The 25,862-nt window shown below is 63.9% G+C and carries 25 protein-coding genes and 1 pseudogene; 9 read left to right on the top strand and 17 right to left on the bottom strand.

Features of this window, described 5'->3' with window-relative positions; translation table 11 throughout:
• The first annotated feature begins 61 nt into the window (after positions 1-61).
• Both IHQ72_RS26125 and IHQ72_RS26120 read left to right on the top strand, forming a co-directional pair.
• A complete protein-coding gene (locus IHQ72_RS26125) occupies positions 62-1,096 on the top strand; it encodes a MerR family transcriptional regulator (protein ID WP_258118194.1) in 1,035 nt (344 codons plus the stop codon).
• Positions 1,097-1,227: 131 nt separating this feature from the next.
• A complete protein-coding gene (locus tag IHQ72_RS26120; RefSeq protein WP_258118193.1) occupies positions 1,228-1,734 on the top strand; it encodes an OsmC family protein in 507 nt (168 codons plus the stop codon).
• Between the two features lie 17 nt (positions 1,735-1,751).
• On the opposite strand, the gene IHQ72_RS26115 is transcribed toward IHQ72_RS26120, so the two are convergent.
• The 14 genes from IHQ72_RS26115 to IHQ72_RS26050 all read right to left on the bottom strand — a co-directional run bounded on the left by IHQ72_RS26115 (position 1,752) and on the right by IHQ72_RS26050 (position 15,983).
• A complete protein-coding gene (locus tag IHQ72_RS26115) occupies positions 1,752-1,958 on the bottom strand; it encodes a hypothetical protein (protein WP_123149778.1) in 207 nt (68 codons plus the stop codon).
• Positions 1,959-2,089: 131 nt separating this feature from the next.
• Complete coding sequence (locus tag IHQ72_RS26110; protein WP_258118192.1) at positions 2,090-2,719, bottom strand: hypothetical protein; 630 nt, start codon at positions 2,717-2,719, stop codon at positions 2,090-2,092.
• 81 nt (positions 2,720-2,800) lie between these two features.
• The gene (locus tag IHQ72_RS26105) at positions 2,801-3,547 is read right to left on the bottom strand and encodes an SDR family NAD(P)-dependent oxidoreductase (protein ID WP_258118191.1); all 747 of its coding nucleotides are present in this window, start codon (positions 3,545-3,547) and stop codon (positions 2,801-2,803) included.
• Between the two features lie 111 nt (positions 3,548-3,658).
• Complete coding sequence (gene purF / locus IHQ72_RS26100; RefSeq protein ID WP_258118190.1) at positions 3,659-5,128, bottom strand: amidophosphoribosyltransferase; 1,470 nt, start codon at positions 5,126-5,128, stop codon at positions 3,659-3,661.
• A gap of 78 nt (positions 5,129-5,206) precedes the next feature.
• On the bottom strand, positions 5,207-5,875 hold the full coding sequence (locus IHQ72_RS26095) for a CvpA family protein (RefSeq protein ID WP_258118189.1): 669 nt from the start codon (positions 5,873-5,875) through the stop codon (positions 5,207-5,209).
• 27 nt (positions 5,876-5,902) lie between these two features.
• On the bottom strand, positions 5,903-7,306 hold the full coding sequence (radA, locus tag IHQ72_RS26090) for a DNA repair protein RadA (RefSeq protein ID WP_128188121.1): 1,404 nt from the start codon (positions 7,304-7,306) through the stop codon (positions 5,903-5,905).
• Positions 7,307-7,573: 267 nt separating this feature from the next.
• Positions 7,574-9,064, bottom strand: a complete 1,491-nt coding sequence (locus IHQ72_RS26085) for a replicative DNA helicase (RefSeq protein ID WP_258118187.1) — start codon at positions 9,062-9,064, stop codon at positions 7,574-7,576.
• A gap of 206 nt (positions 9,065-9,270) precedes the next feature.
• The gene (locus IHQ72_RS26080) at positions 9,271-10,239 is read right to left on the bottom strand and encodes a small ribosomal subunit Rsm22 family protein (RefSeq protein WP_258118186.1); all 969 of its coding nucleotides are present in this window, start codon (positions 10,237-10,239) and stop codon (positions 9,271-9,273) included.
• A 3-nt stretch (positions 10,240-10,242) separates the two neighbouring features.
• Complete coding sequence (locus IHQ72_RS26075) at positions 10,243-10,566, bottom strand: YnfA family protein (RefSeq protein ID WP_258118184.1); 324 nt, start codon at positions 10,564-10,566, stop codon at positions 10,243-10,245.
• An 84-nt stretch (positions 10,567-10,650) separates the two neighbouring features.
• Positions 10,651-11,940, bottom strand: a complete 1,290-nt coding sequence (locus IHQ72_RS26070) for a cyclopropane fatty acid synthase (protein WP_258118182.1) — start codon at positions 11,938-11,940, stop codon at positions 10,651-10,653.
• A 278-nt stretch (positions 11,941-12,218) separates the two neighbouring features.
• Positions 12,219-12,803 carry a 50S ribosomal protein L9 gene (rplI, locus tag IHQ72_RS26065; RefSeq protein ID WP_258118181.1) on the bottom strand — a complete coding sequence of 195 codons (585 nt, stop codon included), beginning with the start codon at positions 12,801-12,803 and terminating at the stop codon, positions 12,219-12,221.
• Between the two features lie 210 nt (positions 12,804-13,013).
• Entirely contained in the window at positions 13,014-13,262 is a 249-nt protein-coding gene (gene rpsR, locus IHQ72_RS26060; protein WP_006203718.1) for a 30S ribosomal protein S18, read from the bottom strand.
• On the bottom strand, positions 13,262-13,756 hold the full coding sequence (gene rpsF / locus IHQ72_RS26055; protein ID WP_029354402.1) for a 30S ribosomal protein S6: 495 nt from the start codon (positions 13,754-13,756) through the stop codon (positions 13,262-13,264). Before rpsF ends, rpsR begins: the two co-directional genes overlap by 1 nt.
• 301 nt (positions 13,757-14,057) lie before the next feature.
• Complete coding sequence (locus IHQ72_RS26050) at positions 14,058-15,983, bottom strand: LTA synthase family protein (protein WP_258118179.1); 1,926 nt, start codon at positions 15,981-15,983, stop codon at positions 14,058-14,060.
• Positions 15,984-16,250: 267 nt separating this feature from the next.
• Here IHQ72_RS26050 and fabD point away from each other — a divergent pair, with 267 nt between their 5' ends.
• From fabD to gmk, 7 genes are all read left to right on the top strand, one after another.
• Positions 16,251-17,204, top strand: a complete 954-nt coding sequence (fabD, locus tag IHQ72_RS26045; RefSeq protein ID WP_258118178.1) for an ACP S-malonyltransferase — start codon at positions 16,251-16,253, stop codon at positions 17,202-17,204.
• Positions 17,205-17,262: 58 nt separating this feature from the next.
• Complete coding sequence (gene fabG / locus IHQ72_RS26040; protein ID WP_029354396.1) at positions 17,263-18,000, top strand: 3-oxoacyl-[acyl-carrier-protein] reductase; 738 nt, start codon at positions 17,263-17,265, stop codon at positions 17,998-18,000.
• 189 nt (positions 18,001-18,189) lie between these two features.
• Positions 18,190-18,426 carry an acyl carrier protein gene (locus IHQ72_RS26035; RefSeq protein WP_006203723.1) on the top strand — a complete coding sequence of 79 codons (237 nt, stop codon included), beginning with the start codon at positions 18,190-18,192 and terminating at the stop codon, positions 18,424-18,426.
• Between the two features lie 34 nt (positions 18,427-18,460).
• Positions 18,461-19,723 carry a beta-ketoacyl-ACP synthase II gene (gene fabF, locus IHQ72_RS26030; RefSeq protein WP_258118175.1) on the top strand — a complete coding sequence of 421 codons (1,263 nt, stop codon included), beginning with the start codon at positions 18,461-18,463 and terminating at the stop codon, positions 19,721-19,723.
• Positions 19,724-19,825: 102 nt separating this feature from the next.
• Complete coding sequence (gene mltG / locus IHQ72_RS26025) at positions 19,826-21,052, top strand: endolytic transglycosylase MltG (RefSeq protein ID WP_258118173.1); 1,227 nt, start codon at positions 19,826-19,828, stop codon at positions 21,050-21,052.
• A 179-nt stretch (positions 21,053-21,231) separates the two neighbouring features.
• Complete coding sequence (locus IHQ72_RS26020; RefSeq protein WP_258118171.1) at positions 21,232-22,122, top strand: YicC/YloC family endoribonuclease; 891 nt, start codon at positions 21,232-21,234, stop codon at positions 22,120-22,122.
• Positions 22,123-22,127: 5 nt separating this feature from the next.
• Positions 22,128-22,802 (top strand): guanylate kinase, encoded by a 675-nt coding sequence (gmk, locus tag IHQ72_RS26015; protein WP_258118169.1) that lies wholly within the window; start codon positions 22,128-22,130, stop codon positions 22,800-22,802.
• Between the two features lie 213 nt (positions 22,803-23,015).
• On the opposite strand, the gene rsmA is transcribed toward gmk, so the two are convergent.
• The 3 genes and pseudogenes from rsmA to IHQ72_RS26000 form a co-directional block, all read right to left on the bottom strand.
• Positions 23,016-23,855: a 16S rRNA (adenine(1518)-N(6)/adenine(1519)-N(6))-dimethyltransferase RsmA gene (gene rsmA, locus IHQ72_RS26010; protein WP_258118168.1), complete on the bottom strand. Its 840-nt coding sequence runs from the start codon at positions 23,853-23,855 to the stop codon at positions 23,016-23,018.
• Positions 23,856-23,877: 22 nt separating this feature from the next.
• Positions 23,878-24,922: pseudogene (gene pdxA, locus IHQ72_RS26005) on the bottom strand (4-hydroxythreonine-4-phosphate dehydrogenase PdxA).
• Positions 24,919-25,851, bottom strand: a complete 933-nt coding sequence (locus IHQ72_RS26000; RefSeq protein WP_258118167.1) for a peptidylprolyl isomerase — start codon at positions 25,849-25,851, stop codon at positions 24,919-24,921. Before IHQ72_RS26000 ends, pdxA begins: the two are co-directional and overlap by 4 nt.
• Positions 25,852-25,862: the final 11 nt, after the last annotated feature.

Genomic DNA, 25,862 nt, shown 5'->3' with positions numbered 1-25,862 from the left:
CTGTTGACTCGGCCCTTGGGTCAGCCCCGATAGAAGGGGGTCAACAGCAACGAGGTGATTCATGAGCTCTTCTGCCCAGTTCCTGAGTGCTTGCGAAGCCGCCGGCCGGCTCGGGGTGTCGGCCAAAGCCCTGCGGCTTTATGAGCAGCGCGGCCTGATCGCCCCGATCCGCACCGCGGCCGGATGGCGGGCCTACGGTCCTGTCGATATGAGCCGCGCCGCAGAGATCGCGGCCCTGCGCGCGCTTGGCTTCAGCTTGGCCCAGGTGGCGCGGGTGTTGGAGGGTGACTCCCGGGGCATGGAGCCGGCCTTGGCCGCACACCAGGCAGTACTCGAGAGCCGGCTGCGCCAGCTTGTCGGCGTAATAGAGAAGATCGGTGGCCTGCGGGACGACCTCGCTCGAGGCGAAGCGCCAAGCGCCGCGGAACTGGCGCGCCTGATGGCGCCAGAGGCTACGCTCAGCGTCGCTTTCGACCTTCCCTGGCCCTGGGGCGGCGAGCGGTTCGAACTGGGACATATCCGACCGCTGAACTACATCATCGGTCCGCTGGGCAGTGGCAAGACCCGGCTGGCGCAGCGCCTGGCCGAGACCCTGCCCAACGCCGCCTTCCTCGGCTTGGACCGACTGGCGAATGGCCGTGCGGCGGCTCTGGCGCGCGTGGACGCCGACCCCGCTCTCAGGTCGCGGGTTGATCAGACGCTGGCCTGGCTCGTCGAGGACGGCGCCGCGGTGTCGGACGCATTGATCGTTCTGCTCGCCGGATTGGAGGCCGAAGGTCCGGCCATCCTGGTCGTCGACATGATTGAACGGGGGCTGGACCAGGCTTCGCAAGAAGCCCTGATCGCCCATTTGCGTCGCCGCGGCCCCGGCGGTCGACTGCTTTTTCTGCTCACGCGCTCCTGCGCGATACTGGACCTGGCGGCTGTCGGCACCGACGAAGCGATCATCCTCTGCCCCGCCAATCACAGCTCGCCAACGTACGTCGCCCGGTACCCCGGCACGCCCGGCTATGAGGCCGTCGCCACCTGCCTGGCCTCACCCGAGGTACGGGCGCGGACGGATGGCGTCATTGCGTGGCGGCCCCGGGTCGCATGAAAGGGCACCAGGTCTAACGACGCGGCAATGTCTGGACAGCTTGTCAGTCTGATCCAAATGTCGTGAAATCGAGGCCGGTTCTATTCGAGTATCCTGACGAGCGATAAAGCCGACTGCCGAAAGGGTTGGACATGGACGCCACCGGACTGAAGGCCATGCAGGCGCCGCTCAAGGAGGCCTATCGCGAAGACGCGTCGAGCGCGCTGGTCACGCTAAGGGCCAAGGGCTCGATCGACGACCAGTCGATCGCCTGCAAGGTCGAGACCGGCAGGGCGCTCGCCGTTGCCGGGCTGCATCCGGCAACCGGCGGTTCGGGGCTCGAACTGTGCTCGGGCGATATGCTGCTGGAGGCGCTGGTCGCTTGCGCCGGCGTAACGCTGAAGGCGGTGGCGACGGCGCTGGAGTTCAAGCTCGGCGCCGCAACGGTGGAGGCCGAAGGCGATCTCGATTTTCGCGGCACTTTAGGCGTGGCAAAAGATGCGCCGGTCGGCTTCCGCGCCATCCGGCTGAATTTCAACCTCGACAGCGACGAGCCACAGGAGCGCGTCGACACGCTGCTCAAGCTGACCGAACGCTACTGCGTGGTGTTCCAGACCATCAATGCCAGGCCGGAACTGACGGTGAGCGCGCGCCGCTGAAACGCGCGCTGCCAGTTTTATTCACTTTCGCCCTCGTCGGCGAAGGGTGAGGCGCTCGGCACGCACTGCACCGACCAGCCGGCCGGCGTTGGCTGCTTCTGATATTCGGTGACGGCGGAGGTGCACTGTTCGCGGGTGTCGAACGTGCTGGGCAGCACCACCATGCCGCCTTGCGGGCCGGCAATCACCAGATACCAGACCAACGCTACGCTTGGAGCCGCCATGGGATTTCCTCGTTTGTTGTGGGAGTCGGGCGATCCTATCAACTCCGCGCAATCGACGAAAGCGCGGCCGGGCGCGGTGGTTCGCCACGGCATCACATCCCGCGTGAATGTCCTACGTCTGTTGGAACGGCTCAGTTTACGGCAAAGCAGTAGAACAGGCCGTCGCCGCCGGTGCTCCTCAGCGCCTCCTGACTACAGCCGCCGCGTGAAGCGTGCGAGGAATTCCACGATTTGGCGGCGGCCGAATCGTCGAGACCGGTGCGGTCGTGATGGCCTGTCATTGCCGCACCTTCTGCTCCGCTGAGCGTCCAGTCGCCGCAGGTCTGGTCGGCGATTTTCGTGCCGTCGGGCTTGGAGCCGGTGAGCACGTCGTGCCGGTTGGGCTTGTCGCCGCGGCCGTTGACCACTTCGCCCTTTTCGTCGAGCGCCGTCTGCTTGGTGATGGCGTTGGCATCGCTATGCAGCGAAGCGACATCGTCGGCGATCTTGACGCCCTTGGCGTTGAACCACGGTCCCTTGCCGATGCGATCGCGTGCGTCGGTGTCGCTGGTCGAGAGATAGGCGCGCCATGTTTTGCCCGTGACGCCGGCGGCTTCGGCCAGCGAGCCGCAATGCGCATCGGCGCCCGCGAGGCCGCCGAGATCGGCGCCCTTGCCCGAGCCGACGCTGGTGACGAAGAAGCTCATCGTCGCATCCTGTGAGGATGCGACGCCGACGGCTGCTAGCGATGCAGCTGCGGTGACGAGAAGCAGTCTGCGCATGGTGGTCCTCCGTTTGGGAAAAATTGGCATTCCAATAACGTCGGTGGCGGCGCAATTCTTCCGTCAAAATGCGCGATGCGTCTACTCCGGCTGCCGGTAGGCAACAAAGCGGCTGTGCTTGGCCTGGAAGATCAGCCCGGTTTCCCTAAGCGCAGGGCTGGCCAGCGGTACGATGCGTTTGGCGATCTCTGAAGGATGCGGCAGCGTCTCCGGATCCTCGCCGGGCACCGCCTGCGCCCGCATGGCGGTGCGGGTGGCGCCGGGGTCGGCGGCATTGACCCTGAGGGCCAAGTTTTCCGTCTCATGCGCCCAGGAACGCATCATCGTCTCAACCGCCGCCTTCGACGCCGCATAGGGCGCCCAGAAGGCCCGCGCCGAATGGGCGGCGTTGGAGGAAAGCACGATGGCGCGGCCGGCATCGGAGAGCCTGAGCAACGGATCGACCGAGCGGATCAGCCGCCATGTCGAGGTGACGTTGATGGTCATCACCTTCTCGAAGGTCTTGGCCTCGACATGGCCGATCGGCGAGATGACGCCGAGCACCGCCGCATTGGCGATCAGGATGTCGAGCTTGCCCCAGCGCTCGTGGATGGCGCCGCCCAGCCGGTCGATGCCGGCCATGTCGGCAAGGTCGAGCGGCACAAGCGTGGCTTGTCCGCCCGCCGCCTTGATCTGGTCGTCGAGTTCCTCCAGTCCGCCGACGGTGCGGGCAACCGCGACGACATGCGCTCCGGCGGCGGCAAGTTCCAAGGCGATGAAGTAGCCGATGCCGCGCGAGGCGCCGGTGACGACCGCAACGCGGCCGGAAAGGTCGAGGGCAGGGGTCACCGGGCAGCTCCGAAGGTTAACGCTCTATGATGTCCGGCAGGACAGAGGGGGCGCGACACAGCAATCGCGACGAAATTTGCAACCGGCGAAATTCGCGGATTGCAGCAAGACCTACGAACCTCCTGCCGCCAGCAGCGACAGCGTACGCACATTGTCCGAACCTTCGAAGTCGGCAAGCCGGGTCGGATATTGCCCGGTGAAGCAGGCGTCGCAGAATTGCGGCTGCTCATTGTCGCGGCCGGCCTCGCCGACGGCGCGGTAGAGCCCGTCGATCGACAGGAAACCGAGCGAATCGACGCGGATGAACTCGGCCATCTCTTCCACCGACATGCGCGAAGCAAGCAGCTTCGACTTCTCCGGCGTGTCGACGCCATAGAAGCAGGAAGCGCGCGTCGGTGGCGAGGCGATGCGCATGTGCACTTCCTTGGCGCCGGCATCGCGCACCATCTGCACGATCTTCTGGCTGGTGGTGCCACGTACGATCGAATCGTCGACCAGCACGACGCGCTTGCCTTCGATCATGCGGCGGTTGGCATTGTGCTTGAGCTTAACGCCCATGTGGCGGATCGAATCGCCGGGCTGGATGAAGGTACGGCCGACATAGTGATTGCGGATGATGCCGAGTTCGAACGGGATTCCCGCGGCCTGCGAAAAGCCGATCGCCGCCGGGGTGCCGCTGTCCGGCACCGGCACGACGATGTCGGCCTCGACCGGGCTTTCGAGCGCCAGTTCGGCGCCGATGCGCTTGCGCACCTCGTACACGTTGCGGCCTTCGACCGACGAATCCGGACGCGCGAAATAAACATATTCGAAGATACAGAAACGGGTCTTTTGCGGCTCGAAGGGAAACAGGCTCTCGATCCCCTTGGCGGTAACGACGACCATCTCGCCGGGCTTCAGGTCGCGCACGAAACGGGCGCCGATGATGTCGAGCGCGCAGGTTTCGGAAGCCAGGATCCAGGCGCCGTCGAGATCGCCGAGCACCAGCGGCCGGATACCGAGCGGATCGCGGCAGCCGATCATCTTCTTTGAAGTCATCGCCACCAGCGAGAAGGCGCCTTCGACCTGGCGCACCGCATCGATGAAGCGCGAGTTGAGATCGCGTTCCCTGCTGGTGGCGACCAGATGCAGCAGCGTCTCGGTGTCGGAGGTCGACGAGAAGATCGCGCCCTGTTTCTGAAGCGCGCGCTGCACAGTCATGGCGTTGGTGAGGTTGCCGTTGTGGGCGACGGCGAAGCCGCCATCGGCGAGCTCGGCGAAAAACGGCTGGATGTTGCGCTGGCCGGCACCGCCTGTGGTGGCGTAGCGCGTGTGGCCGATGGCGCGGTTGCCTTGCAGGCTGTCGATGACGCGCTGTTTGGTGAACGTATCGCCGATCAGGCCGACATGATGTTCGACATGGAACTGGGTGCCGTCGTAGGAAACGATACCCGCCGCTTCCTGGCCGCGATGCTGCAACGCATGCAGGCCGAGCGTGACGATAGCCGCAGCGTCCTGCCGGCCAAAAATACCGAACACACCGCATTCGTCATGGAAATGATCGTCAGCCTCGGCGGAAAGCACGTCGTCTGCGTCTGCCATCTTCAGCTCCGCTAAAGTCGCTATATAGTGTGATGACTGCTCGAGAGCAACGTAGAGTTTGCGGCTTTCACATGATCGTCAGTTTGCCGGCGCCGGATTGGCCGGTGCATTGTCGGCTGGTGGCGCGTTGGTCTCGCTGCCGTCGAGCGCCGGAGCATCGTCGCCGGTTGCCGGTGCGTCCGCTGCGGGTGCGTCCGCCGCCGGAGGTGTCTCGGCTCCGGTCTCGGGTGCCGGCTGATTCGGATTGAGCCTGTTGAGGATCGCGTTTTCCGGATCCTCGGGCAGCAGGCTTTCGAGTTTGGCGCCGATCGATTCCAGCAGCGGCCGCGACTTGGCGTTGGCGACCCAACTCGGAGCCTTGGGGCCGGCCAGCCAGTTGAAGAACAGCAGGGCCACCGCGACGACCAGGATGCCGCGCGCCGCGCCATAGAGGAAACCGAGCGTGCGGTCGAGCGCGCCGACCCTGGAATCGATGATCCAGTCGGCGAGTCTCATGGTGATGACGGAGACGACGATCAGCGCGACGATGAAGACGATGCCGGCGGCCACCACCATGGCAATCTTCTCATTGTCGACATAGGGCTGAACGTAAGGCAGGACTGGTTGGTAGAAGAAAAACGCCGCAGCCGCCGCCGCTATCCAGGAGACGACGGAGAGGATCTCGCGTGAAAAGCCGCGAACCATGGCGAGCATCGCCGAGACCAAGGTGAAGCCGACGAGAATTCCGTCCAGCAGCGTAATCGGCATGTCTTTTGCCCCACTTCATGAGCCGCGTCACTCTTGCTCGTCGGCGCGGCTGCGCCGTGAGCCGGCTATGCGCGCCACGAGATCGGCAAGCTCGGTGGGTTGGAAAGCGCCGGCCCCTATCCCGCCGGCAAGTTCCTCGCTGCCCAAGGGCAGAACCGCGCTTCCAAAACCCAGCTTTTCGGCTTCCTTCAGACGCTGCTGCGCGTGCGCAACCGGCCTCACGGCGCCCGAAAGGCTGATTTCGCCGAAATAGACGCAATCGGCGGGAAGGGCAAGACCGGTGAGCGAGGAAACCAGTGCGGCCGCCACCGCCAGATCGGCAGCCGGCTCCGAGATACGGTAGCCGCCGGCGACGTTGAGATAGACGTCATGCGTGCCGAAGCGGACCCCGCAATGGGCTTCGAGAACGGCGAGGATCATCGACAGCCGGGCGCCGTCCCAACCGACGACGGCGCGGCGCGGCGTGCCCAGCGACGACGGCGCCACCAGCGCCTGGATCTCGACCAGCACCGGTCGAGTGCCTTCCATGCCGGCGAAAACCGCGGCGCCCGGCGCTTTCGCATGGCGTTCGCCGAGAAAAAGCTCGGACGGATTGGCGACCTCGCGCAGGCCCATATCAGACATTTCGAAGACGCCGATCTCGTCGGTCGGTCCGAAGCGGTTCTTGACCGTGCGCAGGATGCGGTAGTGGTGGCCGCCTTCGCCCTCGAAATAGAGCACCGCGTCGACCATATGCTCGACGACGCGCGGCCCGGCGATCTGGCCTTCCTTGGTGACGTGACCGACGAGCACGATCGCCGCGCCTGTGGATTTCGCATAGCGGATCATCGCCTGGGCGGCGGCACGCACCTGGGTGACGGTGCCGGGCGCCGAATCGGCCATGTCGGTCCACAAGGTCTGGATCGAATCCAGAATCACCAAATCCGGCCGCTTGCCGTCGGCAATGGTGGCGAGGATGTCCTCGACATTGGTTTCGGCGGCAAGCTCCACCGGAGTATCGGCGACGCCGAGCCGCTGCGCACGCAGCCTGATCTGGGCAACCGCCTCTTCGCCCGAGACGTAGACGATGCGGTGGCCCTTGGACGCCAGTGCTGCGGCAGCCTGGGTCAACAGCGTCGACTTGCCGATGCCGGGATCGCCGCCGACCAGCAGGGCCGAGCCGCGCACGAAGCCGCCGCCGGTGGCGCGGTCGAGTTCGCCGATGCCGGAGACGATGCGCGGCGCGTCCTCGATGTCGCCGGACAAAGTCGTGAGCACCACGGCGCGGCCCTTGCGCGCATTGCGGGTGTTGGCCGGACCCGAGCCGATGCCGCCGGACGTGCCTTCCTCGACCAGCGTATTCCACTCGCCGCAGGCATCGCATTTGCCGGCCCAGCGCTGATGCACCGAACCGCAATTCTGGCAGATGAACTGGATGCGCGATTTGGCCATCAGGCGTGGCCCGCGTCGTGTTTGGTAAATGCCCATGACAGATATGGCAGCGGGACAGCGCCCCCCTCTGTCCTGCCGGACATCTCCCCCACTTGGGGGGAGATCGGATTGCGCGTCGGGCTTCGCCAATTTTCAGCGTTGCAGAAAAGGGGGCCGGCGTAGGTGACGGCCAATCTCCCCCCTCGTGGGGGAGATGTCCGGCAGGACAGAGGGGGGCGCCGTAGAGCGCTGCTATCCCGCATCTTTAGTGCGACGTCAGACAAGTGGCTACTCAAACCTGTCCGGCAGATGATCCTCCTCGGCGAGGTCGGAGAAGCGGGTGAACTCGCCCTGGAAGGCAAGGCTAACAGTGCCCGTTGGGCCATGGCGCTGCTTTGCAATGATCACCTCGGCCTTGCCTTGAACCTCTCTCATTTTCGTTTCCCAAGTGAGGTACTCTGGCGTGTTTTTCTCAGGCTCTTTGTTCTTTATGTAGTATTCCTCGCGATACACAAAGAGCACCACGTCAGCGTCTTGCTCAATTGAGCCTGATTCGCGCAAGTCCGACAGCTGAGGATGCTTGTCATCCCGGCTTTCGACTTGTCGCGAAAGCTGTGAAAGAGCAATAATTGGAACATTGAGTTCTTTTCCAAGCGCCTTCAAGCCGGTGGTAATCTCAGTGATTTCCTGGACGCGGTTTTGCGAGGCTTTGGCAGTCGATCCCTGCATGAGCTGGATGTAATCAATGACCATCACATCTAACCCGCGCTGGCGCTTAAGTCGGCGGGCGCGAGCCGCGAGCTGAGCAATCGAAATACCGCCCGTTTGATCGATGAACAGCGGGCGTTTGTGATTTTCTTGGGTGTAGGCAACGAGCTTTCCGAAGTCAGCTTCAGTCAGATCGCCACGTCTAATCTTCGATGATGGGATTTCGGTCTGCTCGGAAATGATACGGGTGGCGAGCTGTTCCGACGACATTTCGAGCGAGAAGAAGCCTACGACGCCGCCATTGGCCGCCTTGAATGAGCCGTCGGCCTGTGGTGCCGGCTCATAGGCGGCAGCGATGTTGTACGCGATGTTCGTAGCAAGCGAGGTCTTGCCCATGCCGGGGCGACCGGCGATGATGATCAGGTCGGATGGCTGCAGTCCACCCATGCGGTGGTCGAGATCACGCAGGCCTGTGGCAATACCTGACAGATGGCCGTCGCGCATATAGGCGGCGCTCGCCATGTCGACGGCGTTTTTCAAAGCATCGGAAAAACTCTCGAAGCCGCCATCGTAGCGGCCGGTTTCGGCCAGTTCGAACAGGCGCCGTTCGGCATCCTCGATCTGCTCGGACGGCGACATGTCGACTGGCGCATCATAGGCGATGTTCACCATGTCTTCGCCGACGGTGATCAGCGCGCGTCGCGTGGCGAGATCATAGATGGCGCGGCCGTAGTCGGCGGCGTTGACGACGGTGACCGCCTCGACGGCCAGCCGCACGACATATTGCGCAACCGTCATGTCGCCGACCTTCTCGTCGGCAGGCAGGAAGGTCTTCAGCGTGATCGGCGTCGCTATCTTGCCCATACGGATGAGCTCGGCGGCTACTTCAAAGATCTTGCGATGCAGTGGCTCGTAGAAATGGCCGGATTTCAGGAAATCCGAGACGCGGTAGAAGGCGTCGTTGTTGACGAGGATGGCGCCGAGCAGCGCCTGCTCGGCTTCGATGTTGTTCGGTGCCTCGCGATAGAGCGGTGTTTCCGCCACGCCGAATTTTCGTGCTGCCTCTGCCATGATGTCCCCGATTTCGATCCCGGTCTCTCGATATCAGAACGGGATAAATCGGTGATGACTTATCTGCATCAGTGCCCATCCAATCAGCTTTGGTGCCCGCGATTCACAGCCAAGATTTTTCGGTGGAAAGAATCTTGATTGACTCGAATCAAGATGGCGAGCCTAGCCGTTCTCGGGCGAGAACAAAACAGGAAAATAGCTGCCAATCATTCCGGCAGCGCGTCGCCCCAGTCGAGCCGCCGCGCCGCCTTGAACACATCGCCGTCGCGCTTGGTGAACAGTTTCTCGTCGGCACTGCCGGCCTTTTCGCAAAGTTTCAACAGGACCTTGCCGGAGCCCGATTTCGGCGGCGCGATCACCCGCGCCTGCGGTGCGGCAACAGCTTGGCGGGAGGCGGCGACGTAGATGAATTTCTCGTCCTCCCATGGCACGTCGGCGTCTTTGGCCAGCCGGTGCAGGCGCGAGCGCGCGACCCGCCGCGAAAAATGGCACCAGTCGGGCGGCGCGAGCGGGCAGGGCGCCTCATGCGGGCAAGGCGCAAGCACATGCGCGCCCGCCTCGATCATCTGTCGGCGCACGGCAAGGATGCGCTGCCATCCGGCCGGCGTGCCCGGCTCGACGACCAGCAGCGTGTCGTCGGTCAGGCGCCAGAGCCGGTCGATGAGTTTTGGCAGCGACGCCGGTCCGATCTCGTCCAGCACATAGGCGCAGGTAACCAGTTCGGCCGGCTTGAGATCGGCAAGGTCGATGGTGACATCGCCGGCCAGCCAGGCGATGCTGGCCGTCATCGCCTCAGTGGCAAGCGCCTCGCCGACCCGGCGCACCGCGGCGCTCGCCTCGATCAGCACCGCCTGCTCGAAGGCGGGCCAGAGATCGAGCGCAGCCCAAAGCACGGTACCAGGGCCGGCGCCGACATCGAGCAGGGTTTTGGGCGCATAATCGGGCCTTGCCTCGCTGACCGCATCGAGGCTGGCATGGACGGCGGCATAGGTCGCCGGCAGCCGCGTCGCCAGATAGGCCTTGACCGCCATCTCCTCGGCCATGTGCAGGCGCCCGTCGCGCAGTTCGGCGCGGTAGCGGTCCGACAGCGTTTTTGCCGCTTGCTTCAGCGTCGGCAGCGGCACTTTTTCGAGGAGGCGCTCGACGCCCTGTCGAAGCGGGATAGGCAGTTCCATAGCTCAGGCACCCCGAGGTGCGAGCAGGATGACCGAGGCGCCAACGATGCAGAGCGCGGAACCGGCGAGGTCCCAACGGTCGGGGGGTACGCCTTCCACCAGCCACAGCCATCCGAGCGAGGCGGCGATGTAAATGCCGCCATAGGCAGCATAGGCGCGGCCCGCCGCGCTGATGTCTACCAGCGCCAGCAGGAAGCCGAACAAAGCGAGCGAGACCAGGCCCGGCGCCAGCCACAACGGTGACTTTTCCAGCCGCCACCACGCCCAGATCGAAAAGCAGCCGGCGATCTCGGCAAGGGCAGCAACGATGTAGATGAGATAGGTCATGAAAAAGGTCTCGCGGCGGCGACGAGACCTTTTTCAGCGTGCGGGCCGGCAATGGCAAGCGGCAATGGCGTGATCGCCGACAGTCTATTCCGTGTCTGCCACCTTGCGGCGTCGCGCGGGCTTGGCGGCAGGGGCTTTTGGGCGATGCCCCATGTCGCGCATCTCCAGCGCCTTCTCGCATTTGGCCATATAGTCGCGAGACATCGGCAGCGTGTCGTTCTTCTTGGCGATCTGGATCTGGAAGATCACCAGATCCTGCCAGCGGAAGGCTGCTTCCGAGGCTGCTAGATAGAACTCCCACATGCGGCAGAAACGCTCGTCATAGATCGCCTTGGCCCTGTCGCGATTGGCGGCGAAGCGCTCGCTCCAATGCCTCAGCGTCTCGGCATAATGTAGCCGCAGGATTTCGATGTCGGTGACGATGAGGCCCGACTTTTCGATCGCAGGCATTACTTCAGAGAGCGAGGGTATGTAGCCGCCGGGAAAGATGTATTTGCGGATGAAGGCGCTGGTTGCCCACGGCGCGCCGGAGCGGCCGATCGTGTGCAGCAGCATGACGCCGTCCGGCTTCAAAAGCGTCGCCGATTTGTCGAAGAAGGTGCGGTAGTGGTTGACGCCGACATGCTCGAACATGCCGACCGAGACGATGCCGTCGAAGCGCTCGTTGAGCTCGCGGTAATCCCTCACTTCGAAATGCACGCGGTTTTCCAGGCCCTGCGCATGGGCGCGGTCGGTGGCGACGCCATGCTGTTCGGTCGACAACGTCACACCTTGCACGTCGACGTCGAAGGACTTGGCGAGATAGAGGCCGAGCCCGCCCCAGCCGGAGCCGATGTCGAGCACCGTCTGGCCGGCCTTCAGCCTGAGCTTGGCGGCGATGTGGCGCTTCTTTGCGGCCTGGGCCTCATCGAGCGTCATGTCCGGTTGCTCGAAATAGGCGCAGGAATACTGCATGTCCTCGTCGAGGAAGAGCCGGTAGAGGTCGCCCGACAAATCATAGTGGCGCTGCACGTTACGGCGCGCGCGCGCCGCCGTGTTGATCTGCTGCAGGCGGCGGAAGGCGTGGCGCAGGCCCTCGATCGCCTTCGACCAGGTGGCGTCGATGCCGCCGCTACCCATGTTCTGGAAGGCGATGCGCATCACCCCCAGCACGCCGCCCTCGAGTATGTCGAGTTCACCGTCCATATAGGCTTCCGGCACCGCCAGCATCGGATCGAAGGTGATGGCGCGCTCGGCATGCGCGGTCTTGATGTGCATGTGCACCAGATCGCCGCTGCCGTCGCCGAAGATCACCGAGAGGCCTTTCGGTCCGGTGACTTTGAGATTGCCGGTGCGCACCAGGCGGTCGAGAATGCGTTTCAGCAGAATATTCATGACCAACGTCCCCTCTCGGTCAGACACGCTGTCTTGGCGCATGACCCCGAAAATCGAAATCGATTTTCGGAAAGGATCATGCGCCAAACCAAAGTTCTACGGCATCCTTTCCGCGTCGAAAGGACGCGCGGCGCTGTAGTCTGCCTCAACATATAGGGGTTCGGAAAGTTCCTTTTGGCACAAAAATGCCCGGGCGAGGGGCCCGGGCATTGGTCCAGAAATGACTGGAAGCCGACGAAATTGTTTAGAGCGCCGCTCTGACGCTTGGTCGTATCCAATTAGCCGTTGTCTTCGCCGCCTTCGAACTCGACGTTGGGGTCGAAGAAGTTATCCGGGCGCGCATTGTCGTTGATGTCTTCGCCATAGATGGCTTCGGCGGTGGTCAGCGTCTCGCCCTTGGCCTGGCGCTCGGCTTCGTCGGCCGTGCGGGCGATGTTTAGCGTGATGGTGACCTCGACTTCCGGATGCAGCGCGATCGCCACATTGGTAAGGCCGATGGTCTTGATCGGCTGGTTGAGCAGGATCTGGTTGCGGTTGACCGAGAAACCTTCCGCCGTCAGCAACTCGGCGATGTCGCGGGTCGACACCGAGCCGTAGAGCTGGCCGGTTTCGCCGGCCGAACGCACGGCGATGAAGCTCTTGCCGTCGAGCTTTTCCGAAATCTGCATGGCCTCGGACTTGCGCTCGAGGTTGCGGGCTTCGAGCTGGGCGCGCTGGCCTTCGAATTTCTTCTTGTTGGCTTCGTTGGCGCGCAGCGCCTTGCCCTGCGGCAGCAGGAAGTTGCGGGCGAATCCATCCTTGACCTTGACGGTATCGCCCATCTGACCGAGGCGGGAAACGCGCTCGAGAAGAATGACGTCCATGGTTTTGTTCCTTCGTTTGGGCGCCAAATCGCTGGCATCGACGCCGAATTGTTTGGAACAGGTCAGGAAGCTGAGGGCGTCGCCGCCTATGTCGCTGTCCTGCCTGTCGCGGCAGTTAGAGGTCTTCACCTCAACCCGGGATTTGATGGCAACCCTGCGGCGCCCGTCGCCGTGGGAAAAGCGGGCGGCGAACCGCCCGCTGAAAGAGTGCTAGCGAACCACGTAGGGCAGCAGGCCGAGGAAGCGGGCGCGTTTGATCGCCTTGGCGAGTTCGCGCTGCTTCTTCTGGCTGACGGCGGTGATGCGCGACGGCACGATCTTGCCGCGCTCGGAAATGTAGCGCTGCAGAAGACGTACGTCCTTGTAGTCGATCTTGGGCGCGTTGGCGCCGGAGAACGGGCAGGTCTTGCGGCGGCGGTGGAACGGGCGCCGGGTCGGGATCTGGTTGATGTCGACCATTATTCTGCACCCCCTTCAACACCTTCGCGCGGACGGCGCGGACCACGGTCTGCACCGGCGTCGCCACCGAAGCTGCGCGGCGGGCGATCGCCACGGTCGCCGCGATCGCGGTCGCCGAACGAGCGCGGGCCGCGGTCACGGTCGCCGAAGCCGCCGCGTTCCGAGCGCTCTTCGCGCTTCTGCATCATCGCCGACGGGCCTTCCTCATGCGCATCGACCTTGATGGTGAGGAAACGCAGCACATCCTCGGACAGGCCCATCTGGCGCTCCATCTCGTTGAGTGCGGCCGGCGGGCAGGTGATGTCCATCAGCGTGTAGTATGCCTTCCGGTTCTTGTTGACCCGGTAGGTGAGGGACTTCAGTCCCCAGTTCTCGACCCGGCCGACGGACCCGCCATTCGCGGAGATGACGCCCTTGTACTGTTCGACAAGCGCATCGACCTGCTGCTGCGAGAGGTCCTGCCGGGCAAGAAACACATGTTCGTAAAGAGCCATATTGTTCTATTGCCTTTCTTCGTTTCTCTCCCGGTTCCCGGCGGCAAAAGCCTCTGCAACTTCTCTGACCCGCCGATCCCTAGGGGCGGGGAAGAAAGGAGCATGACGAGACGGTCGAGAGCGGAGACACGGGAGGCGGAAGCGCTTCTGGCTCCACACGAAGGTTTTCGAAAAAACCTCCGGCCCTCCGTTCAGCCCCCAGCAAGGACCGGCAGATTGCGGGCGTCTATACAGGAATTTGGCCGCAAGGCAAGGGCGAGCCGAAAATCCGCCGCCGCAAGGGCGACATGTCGCGGCATCTTCAGCTTGTATGCGGAACGAGCTTCTTCACCGTTTCCGGGAAGAAATCGGGCGCTGCACGGCGCTTGCCGAACATCATGTCGTATTGCAGCAGACGGAAATCGCGAATGGCCGGGTCGATTTTCTTCTTGCGCGCCCAGTCCGGCGTGGCCTCGCCCGCCGGCGTCATCAACAAATTGCGGTCGACGACGCTGTAGCGCTCGCGCATCTGGCCGAGGAAGCCGGTGTAGTAGGGATGGCTGATCCCGGCCGTGGTCAGGATGTGGTAGGGCAGGAAGACGGGGCTTACCGCGCCCATTTCCTCGGCCGGCCCTGTGCGGTTCGACCATACGATCAGCGGCGTCTGGTGATGCAGCAGCATCTGGTCAGGCGGTTCTTTGCGCGGCGCGACATTGTCCTTGAGGAAGCCGGTCTCGACATAGACCGGTCCGAGCGGCGGCAGATGGTCGCCGAAGAAGGCGATGACTGTCGGCCGCTGGCGGTTCTTCGCCCATTCGACAAGGCGCTCAAGGCCCTTGTCGGCGTCGGATGCACCCTCTGTGAAGCTCAGCAGCGAATCCTTTGCCCACTGGCTGGTCGGCGCCTGCACCTTGTGGGTCGGATTGTAATAGCGATTCGGCTCGTAAGGGCCGTGGTTTTGCAGGCTGACGGCGAAGAAGAAAAACGGATCGTCAGTGGAGTCGGCCTCGCGGATGATCTCGTCGGTCATCGCCGCGTCCGAGGCCAGCGGACCGCGCTTTTCGAGATATGGCATATTTTCTTCCGACTTGAAGGCGTCGAAGCCGAAATCCGCATAGACCGGCGTACGGTTCCAGAACCAACTCGTGCCGGGATGGATAGCGCGCGTCTCATAGCCCTGGCTCTTCAGGAACGTCGCCATCGACGGCACCGGCGCGCGGACATATTGCTGGTAGGGGATGCTGCCGGCCGGCAGGAAGGCGTTGGAAAAGCCGGTCAGCGCCTCGAATTCGACATTGGCGGTCATACCGCCGAATTCGGGTGAGAACATATAGCCCGAGCGCAGCGCCCGCACATTGGGAATCGGATCGGGCGTGATGGTGACGCCGGGCAGCTCGGTCGGGTCCCAGAAGGATTCGCTCATGACGATGATGATGTCGGGCTTCTCGGCCGGTACCGAGGCCGTCACATCAGGCCTGTCGATTGCTGCGATCGACTTGTCGGAATAGCCGGCAGGCGCCGAGACATGGGCCATCGGCACGTTGAGCGCGAAGGCGAGCGCAAAACCGTTGGAGGCGTAGTTTTCCTTCTGGTCCCACATGATCGGGATGATCTGCAGCCGGTCACGCGTCCACGAGAAGGTTGCATAGTCCATGATCGAGACGAAGAAGGCGAGCAGTGGCACGGTCAGCGTCAGCCGGGCAAGGCGCCCCTTGCGGCTGAGCGCCGGCACGCGGCGGCGCCACAGCCGCCAGCCATAAACGAGCAGCGACAGCCCACCGACGATGCCGACCGCCAAGGCGAGGGCGGTTCCCGGGCGTTCGCGCACCAGAAGCGGCATCAGCGCCACGATCTGGCGTGAATAGAGGAAATCGGTCGGATAGAGCGGATCGCCGAGATAAAGCGATTTCTGATGGCCGACGAAGGCCAGCGCCAGGGTCAGCGGCGCGACGATCATCAGGCTCTGGTGGCTGCGGCCGAGCACGGCATCGAGGCCGATCAGGATCAGCGCGAAGATGATGATGGTGGTCCAGCCCGGCTTGAAGGGCTGCAGGAAGAAGGCGACGGTACCGGCAAAGTCGCCGCGCACGATCAGTTCGATCGCAAAAACCAGGATGGCGGCAGCGAGAAGGCTGACGAGGCCATAACGGATAACAGGCCATTTCCGGCCCGGCAGATAGCCGGTGGCCGGATCGCCTTCCAGAAACTGTGGCGCGGCTTTGCCAGCGCCCTTCCTAGTCCTTGCCACCTTACAATTCCCCCGACCATACACAAAAGCGTCATTGAGCTGTCATCGATATGTCACGAAAAGCTAGCGCCTGTGGCTGAAATAAGAAGAGCCAGCAAACGAATCGTGAGCGATTTTCATCATGAGTGATCGACAAAAAGCCTTTTGGAACAGGTACTCGGCCAGCAATACCGAGCCGGAGTGGCCCGGGTCGGGCCGATGGCGGACTTGACTTGCCCGCCCGCCTTGCGTCACAGGCAGGAAAAATCAGCCGCTTGGGAGCCACACATGGCCGTTGCATTCACCTTTCCGGGACAGGGCAGCCAAGCTGTCGGCATGGGCAAGGACCTCGCCGACGCCTTTCCGGAATCGCGGAAGATCTTCGAAGAGGTCGACGACGCGCTCGGCGAAAACCTGTCGAAGCTGATCTGGGAAGGGCCGGAAGAGACGCTGACGCTGACCGCCAATGCCCAGCCGGCGCTGATGGCGGTATCGCTCGCCGCGATCCGGGCACTGGAATCGCGCGGCTTCTCGCTGAAGGACAAGGTCGCCTATGTCGCCGGCCATTCGCTTGGCGAATATTCGGCACTTGCCGCCGCCGGTTTCGTTTCGGTCGCCGATGCGGCCCGGCTCTTGCGTATCCGCGGCAATGCCATGCAGGCGGCTGTGCCGGCCGGTGAAGGCGCCATGGCGGCGATCATCGGGCTGGAACAGGCCGATGTCGAAGCCGCCTGCGCTGAAGCGGCCAAAGGTTCAGCCAAAGATTCAGTTTGCCAGATCGCCAACGACAATGGCGGTGGCCAACTGGTGATCTCCGGCGCCAGGGCGGCGGTCGAGCTGGCGGCGAGACTGTGCATGGAAAAGGGCGCCAAGCGGGCGCTGATGCTGCAGGTCTCGGCGCCCTTCCATTCGGCGCTGATGGCACCGGCGGCCGAGGTCATGCGCGAGGCATTGGCCGAAGTCACGAAGAACGCGCCGTTCGTGCCCGTGGTCTCCAATGTGTCGGTCACTCCGTCCAGCGATCCGGACGCAATCGCCCGCCGCCTGGTCGAACAGGTGACCGGCCGCGTGCGCTGGCGCGAAACGGTGGAATGGTTCGACGCGAATGGCATTGCGACGCTTTACGAAGTGGGCGCCGGCAAGGTGCTGTCGGGACTGGCGCGGCGCATCAACCGCGATATGGCCACCGGCGCCGTCGGCACGCCGGCGGATGTCGACGCGGCGCTGGCGGCGCTCGCATAACCGCCAAGATTTGGCCCCACCCGTGTAGGGTGTTCTCTCTTAGATCAGGAGACAAGACATGTTCGAATTGACCGGCCGCAAGGCCCTCGTCACAGGCGCATCGGGAGGCATCGGCGAGGCGATCGCCAGGGTGCTGCATGCGCAGGGCGCCGTCGTCGGCCTGCACGGCACCCGCGTCGAAAAGCTGGAGACGCTGGCGGCCGAACTCGGCGACCGGGTCAAGCTGTTCCCGGCGAACCTTTCCAATCGCGACGAGGTCAAGGCGCTCGGCCAGAAGGTCGAGGCCGATCTCGAAGGCGTCGACATTCTCGTCAACAATGCCGGCATCACCAAGGACGGTCTGTTCGTACGCATGGCGGACGCCGACTGGGATACGGTGCTCGAAGTCAATCTGACCGCCGTGTTCCGGCTGACCCGCGAACTCACCCATCCGATGATGCGGCGCCGGCATGGCCGCATCATCAACATCACCTCCGTGGTTGGCGTCACCGGCAATCCCGGCCAGACCAATTACTGCGCCTCCAAGGCCGGCATGATCGGCTTTTCCAAGTCGCTGGCGCAGGAGATCGCCACCCGCAACATCACCGTCAACTGCGTCGCCCCGGGCTTTATCGAATCGGCGATGACCGACAAGCTCAACGACAAGCAGAAAGAGGCGATCATGGCGGCGATCCCGACACGGCGCATGGGCACCAGCGCCGAAGTCGCTTCCGCCGTCGCCTATCTCGCTTCCAACGAAGCTGCCTATGTCACCGGCCAGACCATTCACGTGAATGGCGGCATGGCGATGATTTGACAGTTGCGGGAAAACACCCCTTTTCGCCTTGGACCCGGGCCGATTTTCGTGTAATGCGGCCCGCAACCCGGCGGTTCGGGCAAAAACCGGTCCGGTGCCGTTGCGTTTCCGACAGGACCATCTTTCAGCTTGATTAGCGGCATTCTGCCCGCTAACGAAGACAGACAAACAAAAGACGAGGATGCCCAAATGAGTGACACCGCAGAGCGCGTCAAGAAGATCGTTATCGAGCACCTTGGCGTCGATGCCGACAAGGTGACGGAGCAGGCGAGCTTCATCGATGATCTGGGCGCGGACAGTCTCGACACGGTCGAACTCGTCATGGCGTTCGAAGAAGAATTCGGCGTCGAGATCCCGGACGATGCGGCCGAAACCATCCTGACTGTTGGCGATGCGGTGAAGTACATCGATAAGGCTTCTGCCTGACGCTATTTGCAGTCATCACCGAGGAGGACCTGCGATGAGGCGTGTCGTCGTCACGGGCCTTGGGCTGCTTTCGCCCTTCGGCGTAGGCTTCGAGCATGGCTGGAAGGAGCTTCTTACCGGCCGCAGCGCAGCCAAGCGCATCACCGAGTTCGAGGTGGAGGATCTTGCCTGCAAGGTCGCCCACGTCATTCCCCGCGGCAATGGTGAGAACGCCACCTTCAATCCCGAGGCCGTTCTCGAGCCGAAGGAACTGCGCAAAATCGGCGACTTCATCCTGTACGGGATCGCGGCCGCCGACGAGGCGCTGAAGGATTCCGGGTGGGCGCCGAAGTCGCATGAGGAGCAGTGCGCCACCGGCGTGCTGATCGGCTCCGGCATCGGCGGCATCGAAGGCATCGCCGAGAACGCGATGATCCTGAAGGAGCGCGGTCCGCGCCGCATCAGCCCGTTCTTCATCCCCGGCCAGATCATCAATCTCGTCTCCGGCCAGGTTTCGATCCGGCATGGGCTGAAAGGCCCCAACCACGCCGTCGTCACCGCATGCTCCACCGGCGCGCATGCCATCGGCGATGCCGCTCGACTGATCATGTGGGGCGATGCCGACGTGATGGTCGCGGGCGGCACCGAGGCGCCGGTGACGCGGCTGTCGATCGCCGGTTTCGCAGCCTGCCGTGCGCTGTCCACCGACCGCAACGACGCTCCGGAAACGGCCTCGCGTCCCTATGACCGCGACCGCGACGGCTTCGTCATGGGCGAGGGCGCCGGCGTCGTCATTCTGGAGGAACTGGAACACGCCAAGGCACGCGGCGCCAAGATCTATGCCGAGGTCACCGGTTACGGCCTGACCGGCGATGCCTATCACATCACCGCGCCGGCCGAAGATGGCGACGGCGCCTTCCGCTGCATGGTTGCGGCGCTGAACCGGGCCAAGCTGACGCCCGCAGACGTCGACTACATCAACGCGCACGGCACCTCGACCATGGCCGACACGATCGAGCTCGGCGCCGTCGAGCGGCTGGTAGGCAACGCCGCGTCGAAAATATCGATGTCGTCGACCAAATCGTCGATAGGCCATCTCCTGGGTGCGGCGGGCGCCGCCGAGGCGATCTTTTCGATCCTCGCGATTCGCGACAACATCGCGCCGGCCACCATCAATCTCGACAACCCAGAGCGCGAAACGGCGATCGACCTGGTGCCGCACAAGCCGCGCGCCCGCCAGATCGACGTGGCGCTGTCCAATTCCTTCGGCTTCGGCGGCACCAACGCCTCCCTGGTCTTCCAGCGCTACAATGGCTGACCGGTCCGCCGGCCGGCACAGTGTATGCGTGCCGTCAATTTTGCCATATTCGCCCCTACTCTGCCCAAGGGGATTCGTTGCAAGACCAAACGGTAGGGCGCCATGAACACGAACGGGGAATTCGGGCAACGGTCCGCACCGTCGGGTCCGATCGTGCCGAAGACGGCCAGCGAAGCATTGCGGCCTGAAGCCGGCACGCCGCCGCCCAAGCGCTCGCGCGCCTCGCGCAGCCAGTTCGTCGTGTTCATGAACTTCGTCATCTCCTTGGTGATGCTGTTGGTTCTGGCGGCCGGTTTTGCATTGTATTTCGGTAAGCAGGAATTCAACGAGCCCGGCCCGTCGGCCAATGCCGACACCTTCCTGGTCAAGCCGAACACCGGCGTCCAGGAAATTGCAGAGCAGCTCGAGCGGCGTGGACTGATCAGCGACGCGCGCATCTTCCGCCTTGGCGTGCGTGCCTTTGGCAATGATTCGGAACTGAAGGCCGGGGAATACGAGATCAAGCCGCAGGCCTCCATGCGCGACATCATGGAGTTGCTGAAGAGCGGCAAGTCGGTGATGTATTCGCTGACCGTCCCCGAGGGACTGACGGTCGAGCAGGCGCTGCAGCGCATCGCCGATCAGGCAGCGCTCGACGGCGATATGCCGGCGACCATTCCACCCGAGGGCAGCCTTGCCACCGACACGCTGCGTTTCACCCGCGGCGCGACACGCCAGCAGATGGTCGAGAAGCTTTTGGCGAATCAGAAGAAGCTGGTCCAGGATGTCTGGCAGCGGCGCGCCCCCGATCTGCCTCTGGCCAATGTCGACGACTTCGTCATCCTGGCTTCGATCGTCGAGAAGGAGACGGGCAAGGGCGACGAACGCTCACGGGTCGCCGCCGTCTTCCTCAACCGGCTGGCCAAGGGCATGCGGCTGCAGTCCGATCCGACCATTATCTACGGCCTGTTCGGCGGCAAGGGCAAACCCGCCGACCGCCCGATCTACCAGTCGGACATCAAGAAGCCGACGCCCTACAACACCTATCTGATCAATGGCCTGCCGCCGACGCCGATCGCCAATCCCGGCCGAGCGGCGCTGGAGGCGGTAGCCAACCCGTCGAAGACCGACGACCTCTATTTCGTCGCCGATGGCACCGGCGGTCACGTCTTTGCCGCGACGCTCGCCGAGCACAATGAGAACGTCGCCCGTTACCGGGCGCTGCAGAAGAAGCTGGCCGATGAAGCCGCCAAGGCCGGTGCTGACAAGGCCGACGCCGCCAAGGTGGAAGGTCAGACCGATGCGCCGGTTGACGGCGGCGATGGCGATGCGGGAGCGGCGGCGCAGTAGCGCCGGACGGTTCTGGGATCGTCCCTCCGATTCGTTGACGGCGGCGGACGTGCTGATTTTGTGATCAGGAGCGTCTGCGTCCGATCCGGCGCGAAGAGGCGCTCCGGCATTTTGAAGCCGCGCATGATCTGGCCCGGAACCGCTTCCGGGATCATGCGCCAGGGGGAAGCAAGGGTATCATGAATTTGCAGAGCATGACCGGTTTTGCGCGGGCCGTCGCCGAACATGACGGCACGTCGATCGCCTGGGAGGCCAAGTCGGTCAACGGCAAGAGCGTCGAGGTCAGGCTGCGGCTGCCGCAGGGCATCGAGCGACTGGAGCCGGCCGTCAGGCAGACGGTGCAAAAGCGCTTTGCGCGCGGCAATTTCCAGGCAACGCTGACCGTCGGCCGCGCCGCCGGCCAGCAGGCGCAGCCAGTGGTCAACGAGGCCTTCCTTAGGGATCTGGCGGGGCTGGCCAAGCGGCTGCAGGAGCAGTTCGGCGCGGCGCCTGCGACAGCCGACGGGCTGCTTTCGCTACGCGGCGTGCTCGACATCCCCGAAACCACCGAGACCGAAGAGGCGCGGGCGGCGCTCGACAGCGCGATTCTCTCGGCGCTCGAAGTGGCGCTGGGAGGGCTGGAGCAGGCACGGCAGGGCGAGGGCGCCGCCCTGCGCTCGCTACTGTCCGGCCATATCGACGCTATCGAGGCGCTGACGCTGCGCGCCGAGGCCGATCCGTCGCGCGAGCCGGCGGTGATCCGCGAACGGATTGCCGAGCAGGTTCGGCTGCTGATGGATGCCTCCGCCAATCTCGACGCCAGCCGGTTGCATATGGAAGCGGCGTTCCTGGCCACCAAGGCCGACATCCGCGAGGAGATCGACCGGCTGAAGACGCATGTGGCGTCCGGCCGGGTGCTGCTGGCAGGCGGCGGCGCCATCGGTCGCAAGCTCGATTTTCTGGCGCAGGAATTCAACCGCGAATCGAATACGCTGTGTTCGAAGTCGAATGCCGCTGCGGTCACCGCCATAGGGCTGGAACTGAAGGCGGTCGTCGACCAGTTTCGCGAACAGGTCCAGAATCTGGAGTAACCCTGATGGTCGCCAAGGAGCCTATGGTTGCCAGGGATTTGGGTTCCCGCATTCGCCGCCGGGGTTTGATGCTCGTGCTGTCGTCGCCGTCCGGCGCCGGCAAGTCGACGATCGCGCGCAATATTCTGGAGAGCGATTCCAGTCTCGAACTGTCGGTCTCCGTCACCACGCGGCCACGCCGCGGCAGCGAGATCGAGGGCGTCCACTATCATTTCCGCACCATGCGCGAGTTCGAGCGGCTGCGCGATTCAGACGAGCTGCTCGAATGGGCCGAAGTGCATGGCAATTGCTATGCGACGCCGCGTGAACCGGCCGAACTGGCGCTGGCACAGGGCCGCGACATGCTGTTCGACATCGACTGGCAGGGCGCCCAGCAGCTCAAGGAGAAAATGCGCGCCGACATCGTCTCGATTTTCATCCTGCCGCCCTCGATGAAAGAATTGAAGGCGCGGCTGAAGCGCCGCGCCGAGGACCAGGAATCGGTGATCGAGACGCGTCTGAAGAACGCCCGCAACGAGATCGAGCACTGGAAGGAATATGATTTCGTCATCATCAACGATGATCTCGACCGTGCCTTCGCCGAGGTGCGCGGCATTGTCACCGCCGAGCGGCTCAGACGCGATCGCCGGCCCGGCCTGTTCGATTTCGTCTCGGGGTTGCTCGACGAGAAGACGGATTAGCTAGCGTCCTTTCCTTCTCCCCTTGTGCGAGAAGGTGGCCGAGCGAAGCTCGGTCGGATGAGGGGTGTTGGCAGGATCGCCACCTTGAGGATGTAAGCGACTAAAATCATTCAATTTTTCTAGGTCGAGTTTCTTCCAACACCCCTCATCCGTCTCGGCGCTGTCGCGCCGATCCACCTTCTCCCACAAGGGGAGAAGGGAGGACCTATGCAATCACACCGCGTTGGTCAGTCGCACGAATTCCTCGACGCTCAAGGTTTCCGCCCGCCGCGTCGGGTCGATGCCGGCGCGGCTGAGCAGGGCTTCGCCGCCGAGGCTCTTGACGCTCTGCCGCAGCATTTTACGGCGCTGGCCGAAGGCCGCTTCGGTGACGCGGCTGAGTTTCTTGACCTCGGTGGGCAGGGGACTTGCCCGCGGCACCAGATGCACCACCGACGACACCACCTTGGGCGGCGGCGTGAACGCTTGCGGCGGCACGTCGAAAGCGATTTTTGCCTCCGTCCGCCAGCCTGCCAGCACGCCAAGCCGGCCATAGGCATCGCTGCCGGGGCGGGCGACGATGCGCTCGGCCACCTCGCGCTGGAACATCAGCGTCATCGATGCGTAGAAGGGCGGCCACTCGGCGACGGTCAGCCAGCGTATCAAAAGTTCGGTGCCGATATTGTAGGGCAGGTTGGCGACGATCCTCACAGATCCATTGCCCCCATGCGCCCTTTTGGCAAGCGCTGCAAAATCCGTCTTTAGCGCATCGCCGGCAATGGTCTCGAGCCGGCCCGGATAGTGGTCTGACACCTCTGCGAGCGCTGCCATGCAGCGCTCGTCCCGCTCGATGGCGATGACCCGACCAGCGCCGTGGGAAAGCAGCGCCCGGGTTAGGCCGCCGGGACCCGGACCGACCTCGATCACCGTGGCGTCCGTCAGATCGCCGGCGGCGCGCGCGATCTTGCCGGTCAGGTTGAGGTCGAGCAGAAAATTCTGGCCGAGCGCCTTTTTCGCCTGCAACCCATGGCGTTCGATCACCGCGCGTAACGGCGGCAGCCCGTCGGTGCTCATGCGACCGCTCTCATGCAAAGCCTCATGCGGCGGCAGCCTTCGCCCCGATGTCGGCAAGCCTGCGGGCGAGCCTGAGCGCCGCGATCAGGCTGTCGGCCCGGGCTATGCCCTTGCCGGCGATATCGAAAGCGGTGCCGTGATCGGGTGAAGTGCGGATGAAGGGTAGGCCGAGCGTAACGTTGACCGCCTCGTCGAACGCCAGCGCCTTAGCCGGGATCAGCGCCTGATCGTGATACATGCACAGCGCCACATCGTAGCCGGCTCGGGCGCGGGCGTGGAACAGCGTGTCGGCCGGCAGCGGCCCGAAAGCGTCGATGCCCTCCGCCCTCAGCCTTTCGATCGCCGGGCGGATGATGCGCTCGTCCTCGGCGCCCATCGCGCCGCCTTCGCCGGCATGCGGGTTGAGGCCGGCAACGGCAAGCCGCGGCTTGGCAATGCCGAAACGATATTCGAGGTCGGCGGCGGTGATGCGGGCGGTCGCGACGATCAAATCCGTCGTCAGCGCTTTCGGCACCTCGCGCAGCGCAATGTGGATGGTGACCGGAACCGTGCGCAACTCGGGACCGGCAAGCATCATCACCGGCATTGCTTGTGCGCCGGTGTGGAGCGTCGCCAGATGCGCCAGATACTCAGTGTGACCGGGAAAACGGGAGCCGGCATCATAGAGCGGCTTCTTGGCGATCGGGCACGTAACGACCGCCGCTGCGCGACCGCCAAGGCAGTCGTCAACAGCGCGGTCGATAGCCTCGATGATGCCGGCGGCATTGGCCGGGTCCGGCCGGCCGGGGTCGTCGACGAAGCGGGCGGCAAGCGGCATGACGGGCAGGGCGCGCTCAAAGACGCGCTCCGCTTGGGCTGGCACTGTCTCCGTGATTGGCACATCGGCGCCGAGCAGGCGCGCCCGTGCGGCAATCAGCGCCGGATCGGCTATAAGCCGGATCGGCTATAAGATAGAAGGGCGGCACACCGGCGCTGTCGCGCGCCTGCCAGGCGGCAATGGCGATTTCCGGCCCAACGCCGGATGGATCACCGGCGCTCAGCGCCAGCGCTGCCCCTGGCGACTTCAGCGCTCGACGATGCGGGCTTTCTTCCGCAACTCCTCGACATATTTCGTGGAGAACTCGTCGGCGTCCTTGCCACTCGAGCCTTCGCTCTGGAACACCATCTGGGCGGCCTTGTCGTCGGACACTTCGCGCGACGAGCAGATGCCGATGAACTCGACACCGCGGTCTGTTTCGCGCGTGGGGGTGGCGCCGCCGACCTTGGTGGCCTTGATCTGGTCGGCCCAGTCCGGCGGCAATTGCGGCGCCAGTATCCGGCCGAGATCGCGAACGGTGACGTCGATCAGGCCCTTGGCGAATTCGCGAGAGGTGTTGCAACCGTTGAAGCGGGCGCGCATGGCGTCGGCCTCGCGCTTGCGCTTGGACAGCGTCGCGCTGCGCTCGGCCACCGGCACGACGAAAATGACCTGCTGCAGCATGTACTCCATGGCGGTCGGCTTGGTGCCGCCATTGTCGAGCATGCGCCTGACCACGTCCTGCTCGCTCAACGCGCCGCCGCTCTCTGAGCGATGGCGCGCGGTCAGCGCCTGGTTCCAGGCCATTTGGGAGCGGATGAACTCCTTGAAATGCTCCTTGCCGACGCCGGACTGCGCCATGACGCCATCGAGTTGCTTGAGCTGCATCTTGTTGGTCGTGGCAAAGCGCTGGTAGGCGGCGTCGACCTGGGCGTCGCTGATGCGGATGCCGAGACGCTTGGCTTCGGCGACGCGCAGCGTCTGCTCGATCATTTCCTCGGCGGCATTGCCCTTCTTGCGCTGCAGGCGCAGGAAGGCAGCCCGATGCTGGATGTCGCCAGTGGTGATCGGTACGTTGTTGACGACGTATTTGATCTGGCTGGCGAAAGCCGGCGGCGTCATCATGGTGATCGAGGCTGAGGTCGCCGCCACCAGCAGCGCGAACCCTGCCGAAAAGAGGTATTTCCTCATCGAAAGCATCCCAATCCTAT

Source organism: Mesorhizobium onobrychidis (assembly GCF_024707545.1).
GTDB classification, from domain to species: domain Bacteria; phylum Pseudomonadota; class Alphaproteobacteria; order Rhizobiales; family Rhizobiaceae; genus Mesorhizobium; species Mesorhizobium onobrychidis.
Note: the sequence above shows the minus strand (reverse complement) of the source record. Positions and strands in the feature narration are given on the sequence as shown.